The organism is Actinomadura meyerae, from assembly GCF_900188445.1.
Lineage (GTDB): Bacteria > Actinomycetota > Actinomycetes > Streptosporangiales > Streptosporangiaceae > Spirillospora > Spirillospora meyerae.
This window is the reverse complement of sequence record NZ_FZOR01000002.1, coordinates 298299-314806: the sequence shown is the minus strand read 5'-3', so window position 1 is coordinate 314806 and position 16508 is coordinate 298299. Positions and strand designations below refer to the sequence as shown.

Genomic DNA, 16508 nt, shown 5'->3' with positions numbered 1-16508 from the left:
GTTCCTCCCGCCGCTCGCCGGCCCCTGGCATGTCTAGACGTTCTGCGGCTCGGGCTCCTCGGTGACGCCGCGGGCCTTCATCGCGTGCAGGACGAGGTCGATGAGGACCTCCTTGCAGGAGTCGATGCTGCGGGCGTCGCAGAGCATGACGGGGACCTTGGGGCCCAGGTTCAGGGCCATCTGGATCTCCGCCAGGTCGTAGCGCTGGGCGCCCTCGAAGCAGTTGACGGCGACGATGAACGGGGTGCCGCGGCGCTCGAAGTAGTCGACCGACGGGAAGCAGTCGGACAGGCGGCGGGTGTCGGCGAGGACCACGGCGCCGAGCGCGCCGAGGACGACCTCGTCCCACATGAACCAGAAGCGCTCCTGGCCGGGCGTGCCGAACAGGTAGAGGACGTACTCGTTGCGCATCGTGATGCGGCCGAAGTCCATCGCGACCGTGGTGGTGTTCTTGCGCTCCACCCCGGACACGTCGTCCACGCCGATGCTCTGGTCGGTCAGGAGTTCCTCGGTGCGCAGCGGCTGCGTCTCGGAGACCGTGCCGACCATGGTGGTCTTGCCGACGCCGAAACCGCCCGCGATCACGATCTTGACCGCGGTGGGGAGCCGGCGGGCGCGCACGCCCCTAGAGGGCCCGGAGACCATCGATCACCGCCTTGTAGAGCCTGATGTCGTGCATGTCCGCCTCCGGTTCGGGTTCCTGCATGGAGACGAACCCCTTGTCGAGGAGGTCGCCGAGCATCACCCGCACGGTCGCGACGGGCAGGTTGAGATGGCCGGTGAGTTCGGCGACGGAGATGACGTTCTGGCAGAGCCGGAGGATCGCCAGGTGCTCGGGGCCGAGCCCGATCGCGGTGTCCGGCTCGGGGCCGGAGGCGACCACCAGCGTGATGAGGTCGAACTTGCCGCGGGTGGGTTCGATGCGGCCGCTCGTCATGACGTACGGGCGGACCATCGGGCCGGCGTGCTCGTCGAGCCACCGCTCGGCCTCGGTCTCCGCGGGACGCGCCGGATCCTCCGGCCAGAACTCGGGCGAGGGGTCCTCGGGCGGCATCATGTCGGGCGGCCCTCCGCGGCGCTCTCGGCGCGGGCCGGCGAGGTGAGGTGGTGGCCCATGCTCGTGACGAGCATCGCCATCTCGTAGGCGATGAGGCCGACGTCGGCGTCCTCGTCTGCCAGCACCGCGAGGCAGGCGCCCTTGCCCGCCACCGTCACCAGCATGAACTGGGTCTTCATCTCGATGATGGTCTGCCGGACGGGTCCGCCGCCGAACCGGGCCCCGGCGCCCTTGGCCAGGCTCTGGATGCCGGCGGCCACGGCGGCCAGGTGCTCCCCGTCGTCCTGGCTCATGCCCTCCGACGAGGCCATCAGGAGGCCGTCCGCGGACAGGACGACCGCGTTGTGGGCGTGCGGCACGCGGTGGACCAAGTCGTCCAGCAGCCAGCCCAGATCGGACGGCGAACCTGCCTTCTGCTTCACTGCTCGTCCTCGCCTTCCACTGCTTCGTTGCCGCGGGATTCGACCGCCGTCCTCGCAAGGCGGGTGCCGCGCTGGTAGGAACCCATGATTCGCTGGATCTCCTCGGGGGAGCGGCCGGGGGCGTCCTCCGGCTCGTCCGGCTCCTGCGCGACGACCGGCTCGTCGGTGCGCAGCGGCGCCGCGAGGTTCGCCTGCGGGACCCGGACGGGCAGGCCGGACGGGGTGGTGCTGTCGGTCACGGGGGGCTGGTCCTCCGGGTGGCTGGTCGCGGATTCCCCGCCGCCCTCCGCCGCGGGGCCGGCGGGGGGCGCGAGGCCGCCCGGGGGACGCGGCGGGGCGGGTGCACCGGCGGGTGCGGTCTGCGGGCCGGTGGTCGCGGGCCCGGTCGCCGCGGTGACGGTCTGCGGGCCGGTGGTGCGCGGTTCGGCGGCCTGTGGGCCGGTCGTGCTCGGGCCGGTGCCGCCCGGGTCGGTCCTGGTCGGGTCGCCGGCCGGGTTCGGGCCGGTGGCCCGCGGGGCGGACGCGTCGTCCTGCTCGGGGGCGGGCGGCGGCACGGCCACCAGCGCGGGCGGCGAGCCGGCCGGCTGCCTGGTGAGCGTCACCACGCTGCCCGCCTCCTCCCGGCCCTGCTCGGCGCCGCCCGCCGGGACGGCCGCGGGCTGCCGGACGGCCAGGCCGTTCTCGGTGGTGGTGGCGGCGGGCGCCTTGTCGGTGCCGGCCTCGACGACCAGGTCCTGCGGGATGACGACGACGGCGGTGGTGCCGCCGTAGGCGGAGCGCTTCAGCGAGACGCGCACGCCGTAGCGCTCGGCGAGCTTGGCGACCACGAACAGGCCGAGCTGGACGGAGCTGCGCAGGTTGAACTCGGGCGGGTCGACGATCCGCTCGTTGATCTCGGCGAGCTTCTCGTCGGTCATGCCGAGCCCGCGGTCCTCGATGTCGATGGCGAAGCCGTTGGCGACGAGGTGCCCGCCGACGTGCACGGCGGTGTCGGGCGGGGAGAACGACACCGCGTTCTCGATCAGCTCGGCCAGCAGGTGGGTGACGTCGCCGACCGCGCGTCCGGCCAGCTCGACCGGGCCGAACGGCAGGACGGTGACGCGGGTGTAGTCCTCGACCTCGCCGACGGCGGCGCGGACGACGTCCACCATCGGGACGGGCTGCCGCCAGCCGCGGGCGGGGATCGACCCGGAGAGGACGATGAGGTTCTCGGCGTTGCGCCGCATGCGGGTGGCGAGGTGGTCGAGCCGGAACAGCTCCTCCAGGTCCTTGGGGTCGATGTCGCGCTTGCGCTCCATCGTGTCGAGCATGCTCAGCTGGCGGTGCACCAGCGCCTGGGTGCGGCGCGCCAGGCTCAGCAGGACGTCGCGGATGCCGCGGCGCAGCTCGGCCTGCTCGACGGCGGTGCGGATCGCGGTCTCCTGGACGGCGTTGAACGCGCGGCCCACCTGCCCGATCTCGTCGCTGCCGAACTGCAGCGGCGGCGCCTCCAGGGCGACGTCCACCTTCTCGCCGTGCCCGAGCCGTTCGACGACGCTCGGCAGCCGCTGCTCGGCCAGCTCCCACGCCGCGCCGCGCAGGCGTTCGAGCTGCCGCACCAGGGCGCGGGCGGTGGTGATGGACACGACGATGGACGCGATGACCGCGAGCAGGCCGAGACCACCGGCGAGGATCAGCCGCAGGATGATGCCGAGGCTGACCGGACCGGCACGTTCCACCAGTTCGTCACCGCCGGTGAGGACCAGCTTCTCCAGCCCCTCCTGGGACGGGCCGACCGCGCCCTGCCAGTCCGCACCGGTGACCGGCGGGCGGAGCGTGGCGCGCTGGAGGATGCGGTCCTCGATGGCGCGCAGCCGGGTGAAGGCCGGGCCCTTGACGAGCTGCTGGTAGCGCGCGAGGTCGGCGGGCGGGAGCTCCGCCGCGGCCTCCTCGGTGAGGAAGCGCGAGGTGTTCACCAGCCCGACGAACCGGGCGTGCTCCCCCGCCTCGTACTTGCGGGCGGCGATCGCCCCGGCGAGGAGGGCGTCCTCGCGGGACAGCACCTCCTTGGCGCGGGTCATCGCGTTCAGCGTGCGGCTGTCCTTGGAGATGCCCTCGTCGTTCAGCACGGCGCCGGTCGAGTTGAAGACGCGGAACGCGGTGTCGATGATCTCGTTGTAGGAGGTGGCGGCCTGGATGCGGGTGCCGCGGCCGCCGTCGACCGCGGCGCGGTCGGCCCGCAGGCCGTCCAGTGCCTTGAACATCTCGTCGATGCGCCGTTCCAGCGCGTCGCTCGCCGCCCGGTCGACCGCGCCGCCGGACGCCGTCGAGCGCACCTTCGTCGCCGCCTTGTCGGTCTCGGCGCGCTGCGCCAGCAGCGACTGCCGCTGCTGCTGGCCCGGCGAGGCGAGGTAGACGACGGACGCGCGGCGCTCGTTCTGCAGCGCGGTCACGAGCGTCACCGTCGGACGGCTGATCTTGGTGTCGAGCGTGCTGGCCCAGAGCAGGCCCAGTCCTTCGCGAAGTGTCACCCACGCGGCGAACGCCCAGAGCGCCGTCAGCGACAGCAGCAGCGCAGTGATCTTGGTCCGCAGACGTGAATTGCGGAGGCGCATTGACGACCCGTCCCAACGAGAGTGAGCAGGACCCGCGATCCCGGGGGTGTCAAGGGCCAGCGAGTCTCTGTTGTCGGAGTGCGCGATGGGGCAGGAGGGGCGCCAGCGCACACACCGGAGCACCTTAGCAACGCCGCATTGCGGGAAGACGTCAATTTTCACTATTTGAGCAGGACGATGCGCTAAAGGGTGTGGCACGCCTCACGTCGCGCGTGTTTTCGCGCGCTGCTACTCGGGACGGGCGAGATGGAGGGCGCTCAGGATCGTCGCGTGGACGATCGCCTTCGGCAGATAGAGGTCCTTGTCGTGCCAGAGGGCCGGGCCGTCCGTCCAGCCGGGGGAGCGCAGCAGCCACGCCCGGCCGCGCGCGGCGGCCCGCAGGTGCGCGAGGCGGCGCGCGGTCCCGTTCCCGTCCCGGCCGGACGGCAGCAGGACGAGCATCGCCTCGGCGGTCTCCTCGGCGGTGCCCTCCCACCAGCCCCACGATCCGTCCGGACGCTGTGTCCCGGTCACCCACCGCCGGGCGCGTTCCACGGACGCGGCGGCCTCGGCGCCGCCGAACGCCTGGAGCGCCTGCACCGCGCACGCGGTCGCGTAGTAGGGGGAGACGTGCCAGCGGTCGGTCCAGCTCCCGTCCGGCTCCTGGCGCGCCCGCAGCCAGCTCGCCGCCTTCGCCATGGCGGGCGCGTATCGGGCGCGGGCGTCCGGGCGGAGCCGCACGAACTCGCCGAACGCGTCGAGGACGTGCGCGTTCGTCGTCACCGACGCGCCCTGCTCGCCCTGCCAGGTGCAGAAGCGGTCGTCCAGCTCGTAGGCCAGCAGGCTGTCGGGCTCCCGCGGCGCGCCGAGCAGCGCGAGCGCGTGCAGGGTCACGGACGTGGTGTCGGCGTCCGCCGGGAGGCCCTCGCCCGCCGGGGTGCCGAGGGGGCCGACGGCCGCGTCCAGCGAGGCGGTCAGCTCGTCCGGGACGGACACGGGGACGCCCGCGCGGCGCAGCCCGCTCAGCACCCACGCCCGCTCGAACACGGTGATCGGGTAGCCGCAGGGCACCGGGCCGCCGTGGTGCGCCGCCACGGTCTCCAGGAACCGGCGGGCGGGGTCGCCGGGCGGCGGGGGCTTGTCCTGCCCGAGCCAGGCGGCGGTCGCGGCCGGTGAGGCCCCGACGCCGCCGGTGGCGGGCCCGGGCCGGGTGGAGCCGGTCCGGCGGGCCGCGGGACCGGCGACCTCCAGCGCGTGGAACAGCTTCTCCGGGACCCGCCCGCCCGTGCTCAGCAGCTCCCGGAGCGGGACGAGCGCCTCGTCCGCCCAGCTCTCGGGGGCGCGCACCCGCAGCCCCGCCGGACGCGGACCGGCCGCGCCCGGCGGCCGGGCGTCGAGCCACTCCAGATGGTCGTTGATCAGCTGGGCCAGGTGGGCGGAGATCAGCTCCACGGCGGGCATGTCGGGGATGGCGTCGCCGGAGGTGTCGTCCAGCAGCGCCGTCAGCGCCTGGAGCCCGCGGTCGGCGGCCTTCGCCAGGACGTCGCGGGCGATGCCGGAGCCGTCCCGCCGGAACGCCGAAAGGACCGCCTCGGTCGCGCTCAGCGTCGGGACGAGCGAGTACCCGCCGGGCGCGCCCCATCCGCCGTCGGCGCGCTGGGACGCGAGCAGGAACTCCAGCCGCTCGGTGTGCCCGGTGAGCCACGGGGCGAGGGTGACGACGCGCCCGGTCTCGTAGATGGAGGGCGACACCTGGCCCCACGGGTCCGCGAGGAGGCCGCGGACGAGTTCCCCGGCGCCGGCGACGGGGTCCGCCGCCGGCGCGGGTTCGGCCGGGTCGGGGACGCCCTCCGCCTCACCGCACTGGACGCTCACAGCTCACCCCAGTAGTCCGTCCGGCCGTAGAAGCCGGTGCTGAACCCGATCTGGCGCTCCAGGTACCGGGTCTCCCGCGGGCACGGCTCCCGCAGCGGTGCCAGCTCGTCGAGGCACTCCTTGACGAGCAGGTCGATCTGGTCGGTCACCTCGGCGCGGCTGACACCGAGGGCGAGCGGGTTGAGGTCGCCCCAGTCGAGGTCCCGCTGGAGGGTGGCGAGGTCGTTCAGCAGCCGCAGGATGCGTTGCACCGTTCCGCTCGCCGCCCACAGCGCGTCGATGTGCCGGAGCGCGTCCGGCTCGGACGTGAAGATCCAGTGCGAGAGGTTGACGAACGAGGACCCGAAGTTGTCGGCGTTGCCGACGTACTCGGCGAACGTCGGCGCGGGGCCCTCGCCGGCCTTCCGCGCCGCGTGCCACTCCCACTCCCGGGTCATCGCCGCGAAGTAGCGGTCGAGCTGGGTGCGCCACCGCCCGTGGAGCCCGGCGAACGCGGGACGCGCCGCGAGGGTGTCGCGGATCTCCGCGAGGAACTTCGCCAGCGGGACATCGGCGGGCGGGTCCGCGCCGTCCGCGACCGCGAGGCACGCACCGGCCTGGGCGTCGATGTCCGCCCGCGTCTGCGCGACGTAGTCGACCAGCCAGTCCGCGGCGAAGACCCACAGCGACGTGCGGCAGGCGACGCTCAGCTCCTCGGCGGCCGCCCACGGCGACCCGAACGCGTTGGCGAGGGCCACGCCGCTCAGCAGTCGCGGGTCGAAGGGGCCGCCGGGGAACAGCACGGCGTGCTCCTCGGCGCACGACTGCAGGTCGCGCTGGCAGTCGATCGCGAGCGCGCTGGTCCTGCCCTCCTCGATGACGGTCCTCAGTTCACCGGTCGGTGCGGCCGGGGTTCCCATGTGCGCCCTACCTGTCGACGGGGTTCAGCGAGATCTTGATCGGCTCCTGCGGCTTGAGCGTCAGCCCCGCCTGGGGCTGGACGCCCGCCGGGCCGTGCAGGACCGGGCGCAGCCGGCTGATCATGCTGGCGACGATCAGCTGCGCCTCGACGGTGAAGAAGACGCTGCCCACGCACTGGTGGGGCCCCGCGCCGAAGGCGAGGTAGGCGAAGCGGTGCCGGGACCGGCCCGGCGCGAACCGCTCCGGGTCGAACCGGTGCGGGTCGGGCCACACGTCCGGTACCCGGTGGGTGAGGTAGGGGCTGACCGCGATCGTGGCGCCCCGGTGCATCCGGACGCCGTCGATCACGTCGTCCTCGGCGACGATGCGGGGGATGATCCAGCCGACGGAGTAGATCCGCAGCAGCTCCTGCAGCACCATCTTCGTGTAGCGGAGCCGCGGCAGGTGCTCGCGGGCGGGACGGCCGCCGTCCAGGACGTCCTCGATCTCCGCGCGGAGCCGGACCATCACCTCGGGATGCTCGTCGAGCACGACCCAGAGCCAGCTCAGCGCCGTCACCGTGGTCTCGGTCCCGGCCACGAACAGCGAGACGACACCGTCCCGGACGCCCTGGTCGTCGAGCGCGTTGCCCTGCTCGTCGCGGGCCTGCAGCAGCAGGGACACGATGTCGTGGCCCTCACCGCTCCCCGTGCCCGCGCCCTGCCGGCGCGCCTCCTCGATGACGGGGAAGATGATGTCGTCGACGTTCTGGACCGCGCGGTGGAAGGCGTGGTCGCCCGGCAGCGGCACCGCGTGCGGGACGAACGGCAGCAGCATCCGGGACCGGAACGACGACGTGGTGGCGATCGTGATCGCGTCCCCGAGCCGGTCGGCGTCGGCGAGCGAGAGCCGGTCCCCGATGAAGATCCGCAGGATGGCCCGGTAGACGATGCGGGTCAGTTCCTCGTTGCAGTCGACCGGCGTCCCGGCGCCGAAGCGGTGGCCCAGCGCGTCGACGTTGCCGGCGATGTTGGCCGCCATCTCGTCGGTGTAGGTCGCGATGTTCTTACCGGTCAGCAGGGTCTGGAAGATCCGCCGCTTGAGCGGCCACGCGGGGTCCGCGCCGGACGGCTCGCCGACGAGCCTGCTGAGCGGCTTCCACATCAGCCCCTCGCGCCGGTAGTTCGCCGCGTTGTCGCGCAGGATGTGCTGGACGTGCTCGGGGCGGGTGACGAGGTACGGGCGCAGCATGCCCAGGTTCACGCGGGTGATCTCGCCCTCGGACTCGCGTCCCATCTGCTCGATGGCCCCGAGCGGGTCTCTGAGCAGTCTCGGCAGGCTCTGATGGAACGGAATGGTTCGCGGTTCCCTGACGGAGCCGACGCCGACCGACATACTCGACTGTCCCCTCACTAGGCATTGGTGCGGGTCACTGGGCGAGACGATCTTGGGCTATGGCCGCAGTTGCGGCATTTGTGAAACATGGGCGATTCGTCGGAAGTATCACATGATCATTTGACGAAGACAACCGTCTGATAGGTAGGAAAGCACTACATTCATGCGTGATCTAGGTCACTTTTCAAGCGATGCGACGCCGAAGTCAATACCGCGCTGACAATGTGACGGCTGCTTATCCGCACCGCCCGCCGGCGGCCCCGGGCGCCCCCGGTCAGCGGTCGGCCGGCAGGATCTCGGGCCACCCGACCCGGCCCGCCACCCGCACCTCGCCGGTCACCTTCCGCGCCCCGCAGCGCGCCGCGACGGCGTACTCGCCGGGGACGGCGTCGGCCTTCACGGTCGCGGCGCCGCGCACGGCCCGCCCGGTGAACACCTCGGACTCGATCCGCGCCGCCCCGCCCGCGCACTCGGGTGCCGACACCCGGACGCGCTCGCCCGGCCGCACCATGCCGGGCTCCACCACGACACCGCCGTGGCCCGTCGCCTCACCCGTGGCCGGCGCCAGCATCCCGGCCGCGACCAGCGCCGTGCCCAACACGCTGACGGTGACCAGACGCAACGAGACTCCTCGAATCCGGCATATGACGAGCGGCACTCTAGCCCCTTCACACCGCTTCGGGTGCCGCTTCCCGGCGGCTCAGCCCCTCCCACGTCAGCGTCACCAGCGCGACCCACACCAGCAGGAAACCCGTCCACCGGCTCGGCGGCATGTCCTCGTGCTGCACCAGGAACCCGATGGCGAACTGCAGCACGGGCGCCAGGTACTGCAGCATCCCGAGGGCCGTCATCGGCAGCCGGACCGCCGCCGCGTTGAACAGCATCATCGGCACCGCCGTCACCACCCCGGCGCCCGCCAGCAGCACCGCGTTGCCCACCCCGGCGTGCCCGAACGCGGCGTCGCCCCGTCCCTCCAGGAGGAGCACGAAGCCCAGTGCGGGCAGGAACAGCACGGCCGTCTCCACCGCCAGGCTCTCCGCCGACGGCATGTCCGCGAACTTCTTCAGCAGCCCGTACAGGCCGAACGCCAGGGCCAGCACCAGCGCGATCCACGGCGGCCGCCCGTAGTCCGCGGTCAGCACCACCACCGCGACCGCCCCCAGCCCGACCGCCGCCCACTGCCACGGCCGCAGCCGCTCCCGGAAGACGACCACCCCGAACAGGACGCTGATCAGCGGATTGATGAAGTACCCGAGCGACGCCTCGATCGTGTGCCCGCTGTTCACGGCGTAGATGTACGTCCACCAGTTGACGCTGATCACCACGGCCGCCCCGACCAGCAGCAGCACCTGCCGCCGCCCGACCCGGGCCCACGCCCGCCGCACCGCCAGCACCGCGCCCACCGCGACCAGCGACCACATGATCCGGTGCGCGAGGATCTCCCCCGCCCCCGCCGGCTTCAGCAGCGGCCAGTACAGGGGAAACAGCCCCCACATCACATATGCCCCGACACCGGCGGCCATGCCCCGCTTCATCACCCCGGCACCCTACGCGGTAACCACCCACCCAACCAGACACCCCTGACGCTGGACGGAGAGGCGGATGGACGACCGGCAGACTTGGAGGGTCAGACCCGGAGCCAGTCGACCGGCGTGGGGCGGTTGGAACTGGCGGCCTTGCAGAGTGCCGGGATGTGGGAGCCGTCGCTGGAGACGACCTTCGCCGGGCCGGTGGCGCCGGCTGCGGTGGCCACCACCAGTGCGTCCACCACGCAGTCATGGCCGGACAGACCCGTGGAGTCGAGAAGCGCCGCGGCCGCGTCGGCGATGTCTTCGGTGACTGGAATGACGGTGAGCCTGGAGCGCAACCAGGCCAGCCGCTTGCCGGCCTTCCCGTCGCGGCGCTGTTCGGCGATGGTGACAGCGCTGATCGCGGGTACGTACTCCGCTCGCACCGCGAGTTCCAGCCTTACCGCCATGCGCCGGTCATCGTCGGCGAGGAGCGACAGGCCCTGGGCGTCCAGCACGAACGCCGGACCGATCAGCGGTGCCGAGTCGCTCACTCGCCGCGCCACGCGGCCTCCGCCTCCGCCCGTTCCTCCGGGGTGAACTCGCCGTGCCGCGCGACGTGATCGTCGACGATCTCCTGTGCCTTGAGCAATGCGAGGTGGCGCTCGGCCGCGGCGTCCAGGAACTCCGAGAAGCCGCGCACTCCCGTGCGGGCCTCGATCTGCTCCACGACGGACTCGCGCAGGGTGACGGACTTCTTCACCGTCTTGCCGTAGCGTTCACCCGCGCCCGGCTTGCGTCGAGCCTGTGGCGAGGCGTCCCCCCGCCGGCCCTCGGTCGAGCGGCGGCCTCGCTTGCCGTGCTGCGCACGGGACTTCTCCGAGCCCGCCGTCTTGGGATTCCCCACCTCAGCCATGACCCAACTGTACTACTGAAAGTAGGATAGTTGTCGGCGAGCAGGCTATACGGACGGACGGTTCGTTCGAGCTCGCGTCTGTTTGCTACTTGAGGTAGTAAACTGCGGGCATGGGTGTGGAGGAGAAGGACTTCGGGCCAGGTGAGGGCCCTGCGGCGAAGGTGAGCGTCTCGTTGCGAGCGGGGAACATCCGCGCCGTCCGCGAACGGGTGGGAGGCCGCGGCTTCTCCGCCTATGTCGATGCCGCCGTCGAGCGTCAGATAGAACGGGACCTGCTCGAAGAGGCGCTGGAGGCCAACGAGGCCGCGTCGGGGCCGATCCCGCAGGTGTTGCGGGACGAGGCCGCGGAGCTGTTCCGTGCCGTGAAGGCGGCGCCGGAGTTGCAGGAAGGCGCGGAGTGGGCCGGACACGAAGCAGGCTGAGCGCCGGCACACTCGTGCTCGACTGCGAGGGCCTGGTCAAGTGGTGCCGGGCCGACCAGCGTGTGACGGCTCTGGTTCGCGAAGCGCAGGACAACGACTTCCGTGTGCTGGTCAGTGCGCTCACCCCGATCGAGGCCCAAGACGTTCGGACGAGGCCGGACAGGCTTCGCTGGTACTTGTCCAGGCTCCGCGTCGAACCGGTCACCGACGAGATCAGTACTGCCGCCATCGACCTCCTGCGTGCTCGCCGGCTGCACGGGCACAAGTACGCGATCGACGCGGTCGTCGCCGCCACGGCGCTTCAGGCGCCCAAGCCCGTTGTCCTCTTGACCTCTGACGTGGATGACATGACGACTCTCTGCGGCAAGTCCATCAGAGTGGTCGGGGTGTGAACGGTGAGCGGTAGCGGCCTGTCGAGTCGCTACTGCTTCCGCCCCTTTGCCGACCAGGCTGTCGTCTCGACGATGGCGATCGATCCTCGGGTCGAGAAGCGCTGTTCCGGGATCCGCATCGGGGCGCCGCTCGACGGGAATCAGACCTCGGGGCCGCGGCGGGTGGTTACTGTGAGCCGTGCCGGTTGGTGCGTCGATCTGGGAGTGGGCTCATGGGGTTCGAGGTTGTCTGCGAGGTCGAGCGGGACCGGGGCGCCGGCGTCGCGGCCGCCTGCGAGCAGGTGCTCGCCATCCGGGACAGCGGGGCGTTCGACGGGGTGCACCTCGTGCCGGTCAGCCGCTACCGGGAGGTCGCGGCGCGGCTGGCGGGGGAGTTGTGAGACCGGGGCTGCGCGGCCAGGTGTCCCATGTGGTGGGGGACGAGGACACGGCGGCCGCGGTCGGCAGCGGTGACGTGCCGGTGCTGGCGACGCCGCGGCTGCTGGCGCTCGCGGAGGCGGCGACCGTGGAGGCCGTCAAGGGGCGGCTCGGGGACGGCCGGACGTCCGTGGGCACGCGGGTGGAACTGGAGCACCGCGCGGCCAGCCCGGTCGGGAGCCGGGTGACCGTGGAGGCGGAGCTCGAAGAGGTCGACGGAACGCGGCTCGTGTTCGCGGTCGGCGCGGTGGACGAGCGCGGCCCCGTCGCGGGCGGCCGCGTCGAGCGCGTGGTGGTCGAGCGGGAACGGTTCCTGGCGAGGTTTGGGTAGGGCGGCTTCAGTAGGGAAGCAGGCGGCCTGAGGGCGTCCGGAGGTCGGGCTGGCTCGGTTGACGTGGGGGCTTGGGGCGCTTGATGAGCTGCTGCCGTGCCATGGTGATCATCTCCCCCCGATGGGCCCGGCTTAATCGTCACTACCTGGTGTGACGCGGTCGACGGTCGAGCGGTTCGCTGAGCTTATGCGACGAACACTGCCCGTTCGACCGATTTTCCGGCGGGAGACGTCGACAGACTGTTGCCGAATGGTCGCTATAGGTGCCCGGATTTCAGGAGACGATGTCGCGGGTGCGGAAGCGGCGGAACGCCAGAGCGAACAGTATGAGCGCGTAGGAAAGGGATATCGCGGTGCCCTTCGCCATGCCCGTCCACTGGATCTGCGGTTGCAGGGCGTCCATCCACGAGTACATCCAGTGCGTCGGGAGGAAGTCGCGCCAGGAGCCGAGCGCGGTGACGGCGTCCAGGATGTTGCTGACGATGACCAGGCCGACGGCGCCGCCGACCGCGCCGAGGGGCGAGTCGGTGGTGACCGACAGCAGGAACGCCAGGGCGGCGACGACGAGCTGGGCGACCAGGGAGTAGCCGATGATGATCGCCATCCGGCCGAGCGCGGTGCCCACCGGGACGGTGCCGCCGGTGGGGAGCTCCACGTCGCCCCAGCCGAAGCCCGCCGTGCCGGCGACCAGGGACATCAGCGGCAGGCTGACGACGGCGACCACGGCGTAGGTGAGCGCGACGACCAGCTTCTGGCGGAGCAGGCGGGCGCGCGGCACGGGCGCGGCCAGCAGGTAGCGCAGCGACGACCAGCCGGCCTCGCTCGCGACGGTGTCGCCGCAGAACAGGGCGACGGCGACGACGAGCAGGAACCCCGTGGAGACGAACAGGGCGAACAGGGCGAAGTTCAGGGCGCTGGAGGTGGCGACGTCGACCAGGCTGGGGACGCCGTCCGGGCCGGGGTCGCCGCCGAGCTTGAACGCGAGCACCAGCACCCACGGCAGGACGAGGAGGATCCCGAACGCGACCAGGGTGCGGCGCCGCCGGAACTGCCGGACGGCCTCGACCCGCAGCGGCAGCGTCCGCCGGACGTGGTAGGTGGTCATGGCGCCTCTCCGATGATCTCCAGGAACGCGTCCTCCAGGCGGCGTCCGGAGCCGACGATCTCGCTGACGGGCCCGGCGGCGACGCGGCGTCCGCCCGCCATCACGACCGCGTGCGTGCAGGTCTGCTCGACCTCGGCGAGGAGGTGGCTGGAGACGATGACGGTGCGCCCCGCGGCGGCGTACCGGACGAGCACCTCCCGCATCTCGCGGATCTGGGGCGGGTCCAGGCCGTTGGTGGGTTCGTCCAGGACGAGGAGGTCCGGCAGGCCGAGCATGGCCTGGGCTATGGCGAGCCGTTGCCGCATCCCCTGCGAGTAGGTGCGGACGGCGCGGTCAAGGGCCGAACCCAGGTCGGCTATCTTCAGCGCCTCGTCCAGGTGGGCTTCGTCCAGAGGGCGGCCTGTGGCGCGCCAGTAGAGGTCGAGGTTGTCGCGGCCGGAGAGGTGGGGCAGGAAGCCGGGCCCCTCAACGAACGAGCCGAGGCGGGACAGGACGGGCGCGCCGGGAGTGACGCGCTGACCGAAGATGCGGATCTCGCCCGAGTCGGGGTGGATCAGCCCCATGAGCATGCGCAGTGTCGTGGTCTTGCCTGCGCCGTTCGGGCCGAGCAGGCCGAGCACCTGACCCTTCTCCACGCGGAACGACAGGTCGGCCACGGCCTGGTGACCGTTCTTGTAGGTCTTGGTGAGCCCGGTTATCTCCAGGGGGACGTCGCTGTCGGCGTCGGTGGTGCGCCTGCGCCGTCCGGGCAGGAGGATGCCGGCGGCCACGGCGAGGGCACACAGGGGCAGTACCCAGACCCACGCGGGCAGGGGCGACGCCGCCGTGGCGAGGGACGGCACCGTGGGGACGGTCAGGGGTGAGACCACCTGCACCGAGTAGGACGAGGGCTCGGCGGGCGTCGCGAACCCCATGTCGGTCGTCGCGATGACGAGCCGCAGGCGGTGGCCCCGGTCGAAGCGGTAGTCCATCGGCGGCAGCGCCACCGTGACCTCGCCGTCCGACACGCGGAACGGGGCCGCCAGGCGCCGCGCCGGGCCCGCCGCGCCGCCGCCGGGCGGGACGTCGTACAGCTTCGCGAAGAGCGGCCCCTCGCCGCGCACCTTGAGGCGCACGGTGGCCGCGCCGGTCAGCCGGACGGGACGCTCCAGCGGGGCGGTGTCGAAGACGGCGGTCTGCCCCGGCATGTCGGCCGGCAGCGACCCGCCGAGCCCGCCCGCCGCGCCGAGCGACCCGAGCGCGCCGAGGCCGGGCACCGCCGAGATCGACGCCGGGGAGCCGCCCGCCGGGTTGAAGATCGTCTGCTCGCGGCCGGTGAGCCGCAGGGCGGCCGGATCGCCGGACAGGCCGGGATACCGGGACGCCGTCGCCTCCTCCACGACGACCCGCTGCGTGGACGAGTCGAGCCCGCCCGCCCGCGTCACCGTGAAGGCGTCCGGGGCGGGGCCGGAGCGGCGGAGGCGGGCGTCGAAGAAGTCGCGCACCAGCCCCTCGACGCGCTCGGTCTCCGGGTCGCCGCCGTCGTGGCCGCCCTGGAACCACACCACCGACACCGGCGCGCCGTTGCGGGCGATGGCCCGCGCGTTGGCGTCGGCGTGGTCCAGCGGGAACAGCGAGTCGGCCTGCCCCTGGACGAGGAGCGTCGGCACCCTGATCCGGTCGGCGACCGAGGACGGGCTCGACCGGCGCAGCGTCGCGATCGCCGACTCGGTCGGGCGCCCCTTCTCCGCGACCTCCTGGTACATCTCGCACAGGGACGGGAGGAAGCGCCCGCAGGCGGTCCGGGTCGCGCTGCCGGTGAAGAAGATCCCGGCCCACAGCTTCTTGAACACGCCGTCGGCCGGCTGCGCGCCCTCGGCGGCGGTCGGGAACAGCGCGTCCGCGAGGTCGTTCCAGGTGATCCCCGGCGCGATGGCGTCCACCCGCCGGTCGTACGCGGCGGTCAGCAGCGCGATCGCGCCGCCGTAGGACTGGCCCGCCATCCCGACGCGCGGGTCGCCCGGCCCGTCGAGGACGACCTCGGGCCGCTTCGCGAGCCAGTCGATGAGCTGGCGGGTGTCCTTCACCTCGTAGTCGGGCGAGTTCAGCGCGATCTCCCCGGTCGAGCGCCCGAACCCGCGCGCGGACCACGCCAGCACCGCGTACCCGGCGCGGGCCAGCGCGCGCGCCTCGCCCGCCACCTCCCGCTTGGAGCCGCCGAAGCCGTGCGCCAGCAGGACCGCCGGGCCCTTCGCCCGCCCACCGGCCGGACGGTAGAACGTCGTGTCGAGCTGGACGCGCTGGTCGTCGTTCGGCCCGTCCACCACGAGGATGCGCTGCTCGGACGTCCGGACGCGGGGCGCGTCCCCTGCTACCGCGCCGAAGCCCGCCGCCGTGCCCGCGAGCACGATCGCCGCGCCCGCCGCCGTCCAGCGCGCGGCCCGCCCCGTCCTGCCCCACCGCTCGCGGAGAGCGCCCCCCAGCCTCATGGTCAGCAACCCTATGCCGGGGTCCGGGGCGCGCCGCTCCGCCTCCAGGCGGATCCGCGGCGCCGCGCTACTCCCGGTGGCGTACGGGCGGGCCGAGCGCGGCGGTGAACATGGCGGTGAGCCGGTCGACGACCTCGGCCGGGTCGGCGGCGCGCAGGTCGTCCAGGCCGAACAGCCGCCGGACGGGCCCGCCGCCCATGATGATCGTGGACGCGAGCAGCGCGCGGGCGCGGGCGTCCGGCCCGTCGAGCTGGGCGATCATCGGCTGGACGATCTGGTCCTCCAGGTAGTGGAGGAGGGCCTCCTTGACCTCGGGCTGGCCCGCCGACCGGTCCAGGATCCGGGACATGGTGGTCACCGGGTGCCGGTCGATCTGCCGGACGAAGTGCTCGGCGAGCCGGCGCGGCAGCCCGGCCGGGTCGCCCGCGATGACGCCGCGGATCACCGACTCCCCGGCCAGCACCTCCTCGAACAGCGCCGCCTTGGAGCCGAAGTACCGGTTGACGAGGGCGACGTTCGCCTCCGCCCGCGCCGCGATCATCCGGACGGTGACGCCGTCGTAGCCGTGCTCGCCGAACAGGTCGCGGGCGGCCTCCAGGATGCGGCGCCGGGTGGCCTCCCGGTCGCGCTTCGGCCGCCGCCCGGCCGCACCGGCCGCACCTGTCTCCGGCGCCTCGGCCCCGGGCGCGCTCGCGCGCTCGTCCTCGACCCGCATCCCCATCCCCGGACTGTCGGTAACGGTCAGTGT

Annotated in this window: 18 protein-coding genes; 4 read left to right on the top strand and 14 right to left on the bottom strand. The window is 72.7% G+C overall.

The window, feature by feature from the left end; translation table 11 throughout:
- Window positions 1-33: 33 nt before the first annotated feature.
- The 11 genes from CHF16_RS04300 to CHF16_RS41210 all read right to left on the bottom strand — a co-directional run bounded on the left by CHF16_RS04300 (window position 34) and on the right by CHF16_RS41210 (window position 10625).
- Entirely contained in the window at window positions 34-645 is a 612-nt protein-coding gene (locus tag CHF16_RS04300) for a GTP-binding protein (protein ID WP_089324557.1), read from the bottom strand.
- Window positions 626-1057: a DUF742 domain-containing protein gene (locus CHF16_RS04295; protein ID WP_089324556.1), complete on the bottom strand. Its 432-nt coding sequence runs from the start codon at window positions 1055-1057 to the stop codon at window positions 626-628. Before CHF16_RS04295 ends, CHF16_RS04300 begins: the two co-directional genes overlap by 20 nt.
- Window positions 1054-1479, bottom strand: a complete 426-nt coding sequence (locus CHF16_RS04290; RefSeq protein WP_089324555.1) for a roadblock/LC7 domain-containing protein — start codon at window positions 1477-1479, stop codon at window positions 1054-1056. The genes CHF16_RS04295 and CHF16_RS04290 overlap by 4 nt, the downstream gene beginning before the upstream one ends.
- A complete protein-coding gene (locus CHF16_RS04285) occupies window positions 1476-4073 on the bottom strand; it encodes a sensor histidine kinase (protein WP_281259321.1) in 2598 nt (865 codons plus the stop codon). The genes CHF16_RS04290 and CHF16_RS04285 overlap by 4 nt, the downstream gene beginning before the upstream one ends.
- 228 nt (window positions 4074-4301) lie before the next feature.
- Entirely contained in the window at window positions 4302-5927 is a 1626-nt protein-coding gene (locus CHF16_RS04280) for a prenyltransferase/squalene oxidase repeat-containing protein (RefSeq protein WP_089324554.1), read from the bottom strand.
- Window positions 5924-6826 carry a terpene synthase family protein gene (locus CHF16_RS04275; protein ID WP_089324553.1) on the bottom strand — a complete coding sequence of 301 codons (903 nt, stop codon included), beginning with the start codon at window positions 6824-6826 and terminating at the stop codon, window positions 5924-5926. The genes CHF16_RS04280 and CHF16_RS04275 overlap by 4 nt, the downstream gene beginning before the upstream one ends.
- 7 nt (window positions 6827-6833) lie before the next feature.
- Window positions 6834-8201, bottom strand: a complete 1368-nt coding sequence (locus CHF16_RS04270) for a cytochrome P450 (RefSeq protein WP_089324552.1) — start codon at window positions 8199-8201, stop codon at window positions 6834-6836.
- 274 nt (window positions 8202-8475) lie between these two features.
- The gene (locus tag CHF16_RS04265; RefSeq protein ID WP_089324551.1) at window positions 8476-8823 is read right to left on the bottom strand and encodes a hypothetical protein; all 348 of its coding nucleotides are present in this window, start codon (window positions 8821-8823) and stop codon (window positions 8476-8478) included.
- Between the two features lie 46 nt (window positions 8824-8869).
- Window positions 8870-9736 (bottom strand): EamA family transporter RarD, encoded by an 867-nt coding sequence (rarD, locus tag CHF16_RS04260; RefSeq protein WP_245868202.1) that lies wholly within the window; start codon window positions 9734-9736, stop codon window positions 8870-8872.
- A 92-nt stretch (window positions 9737-9828) separates the two neighbouring features.
- Complete coding sequence (locus CHF16_RS04255) at window positions 9829-10263, bottom strand: hypothetical protein (RefSeq protein WP_089324549.1); 435 nt, start codon at window positions 10261-10263, stop codon at window positions 9829-9831.
- A complete protein-coding gene (locus CHF16_RS41210; protein ID WP_245868201.1) occupies window positions 10260-10625 on the bottom strand; it encodes a hypothetical protein in 366 nt (121 codons plus the stop codon). Before CHF16_RS41210 ends, CHF16_RS04255 begins: the two co-directional genes overlap by 4 nt.
- Before the next feature lie 110 nt (window positions 10626-10735).
- On the opposite strand from CHF16_RS41210, the gene CHF16_RS04245 reads away from it, so the two are divergent.
- The 4 genes from CHF16_RS04245 to CHF16_RS04230 all read left to right on the top strand — a co-directional run bounded on the left by CHF16_RS04245 (window position 10736) and on the right by CHF16_RS04230 (window position 12187).
- Entirely contained in the window at window positions 10736-11047 is a 312-nt protein-coding gene (locus CHF16_RS04245; protein WP_089324547.1) for a hypothetical protein, read from the top strand.
- Window positions 11048-11061: 14 nt separating this feature from the next.
- Complete coding sequence (locus CHF16_RS04240) at window positions 11062-11439, top strand: type II toxin-antitoxin system VapC family toxin (RefSeq protein ID WP_179271378.1); 378 nt, start codon at window positions 11062-11064, stop codon at window positions 11437-11439.
- A 212-nt stretch (window positions 11440-11651) separates the two neighbouring features.
- Window positions 11652-11819 carry a hypothetical protein gene (locus CHF16_RS04235; protein ID WP_218826516.1) on the top strand — a complete coding sequence of 56 codons (168 nt, stop codon included), beginning with the start codon at window positions 11652-11654 and terminating at the stop codon, window positions 11817-11819.
- On the top strand, window positions 11816-12187 hold the full coding sequence (locus tag CHF16_RS04230) for a thioesterase family protein (RefSeq protein ID WP_089324545.1): 372 nt from the start codon (window positions 11816-11818) through the stop codon (window positions 12185-12187). Before CHF16_RS04235 ends, CHF16_RS04230 begins: the two co-directional genes overlap by 4 nt.
- 274 nt (window positions 12188-12461) lie before the next feature.
- Here CHF16_RS04230 and CHF16_RS04225 read toward each other — a convergent pair whose 3' ends face one another.
- The 3 genes from CHF16_RS04225 to CHF16_RS04215 form a co-directional block, all read right to left on the bottom strand.
- Entirely contained in the window at window positions 12462-13292 is an 831-nt protein-coding gene (locus CHF16_RS04225; protein ID WP_089324544.1) for an ABC transporter permease, read from the bottom strand.
- A complete protein-coding gene (locus CHF16_RS04220; protein WP_089324633.1) occupies window positions 13289-15760 on the bottom strand; it encodes an alpha/beta fold hydrolase in 2472 nt (823 codons plus the stop codon). Before CHF16_RS04220 ends, CHF16_RS04225 begins: the two co-directional genes overlap by 4 nt.
- Window positions 15761-15827: 67 nt before the next feature.
- A complete protein-coding gene (locus CHF16_RS04215) occupies window positions 15828-16481 on the bottom strand; it encodes a TetR/AcrR family transcriptional regulator (protein WP_245868200.1) in 654 nt (217 codons plus the stop codon).
- Between the last annotated feature and the right edge of the window lie 27 nt (window positions 16482-16508).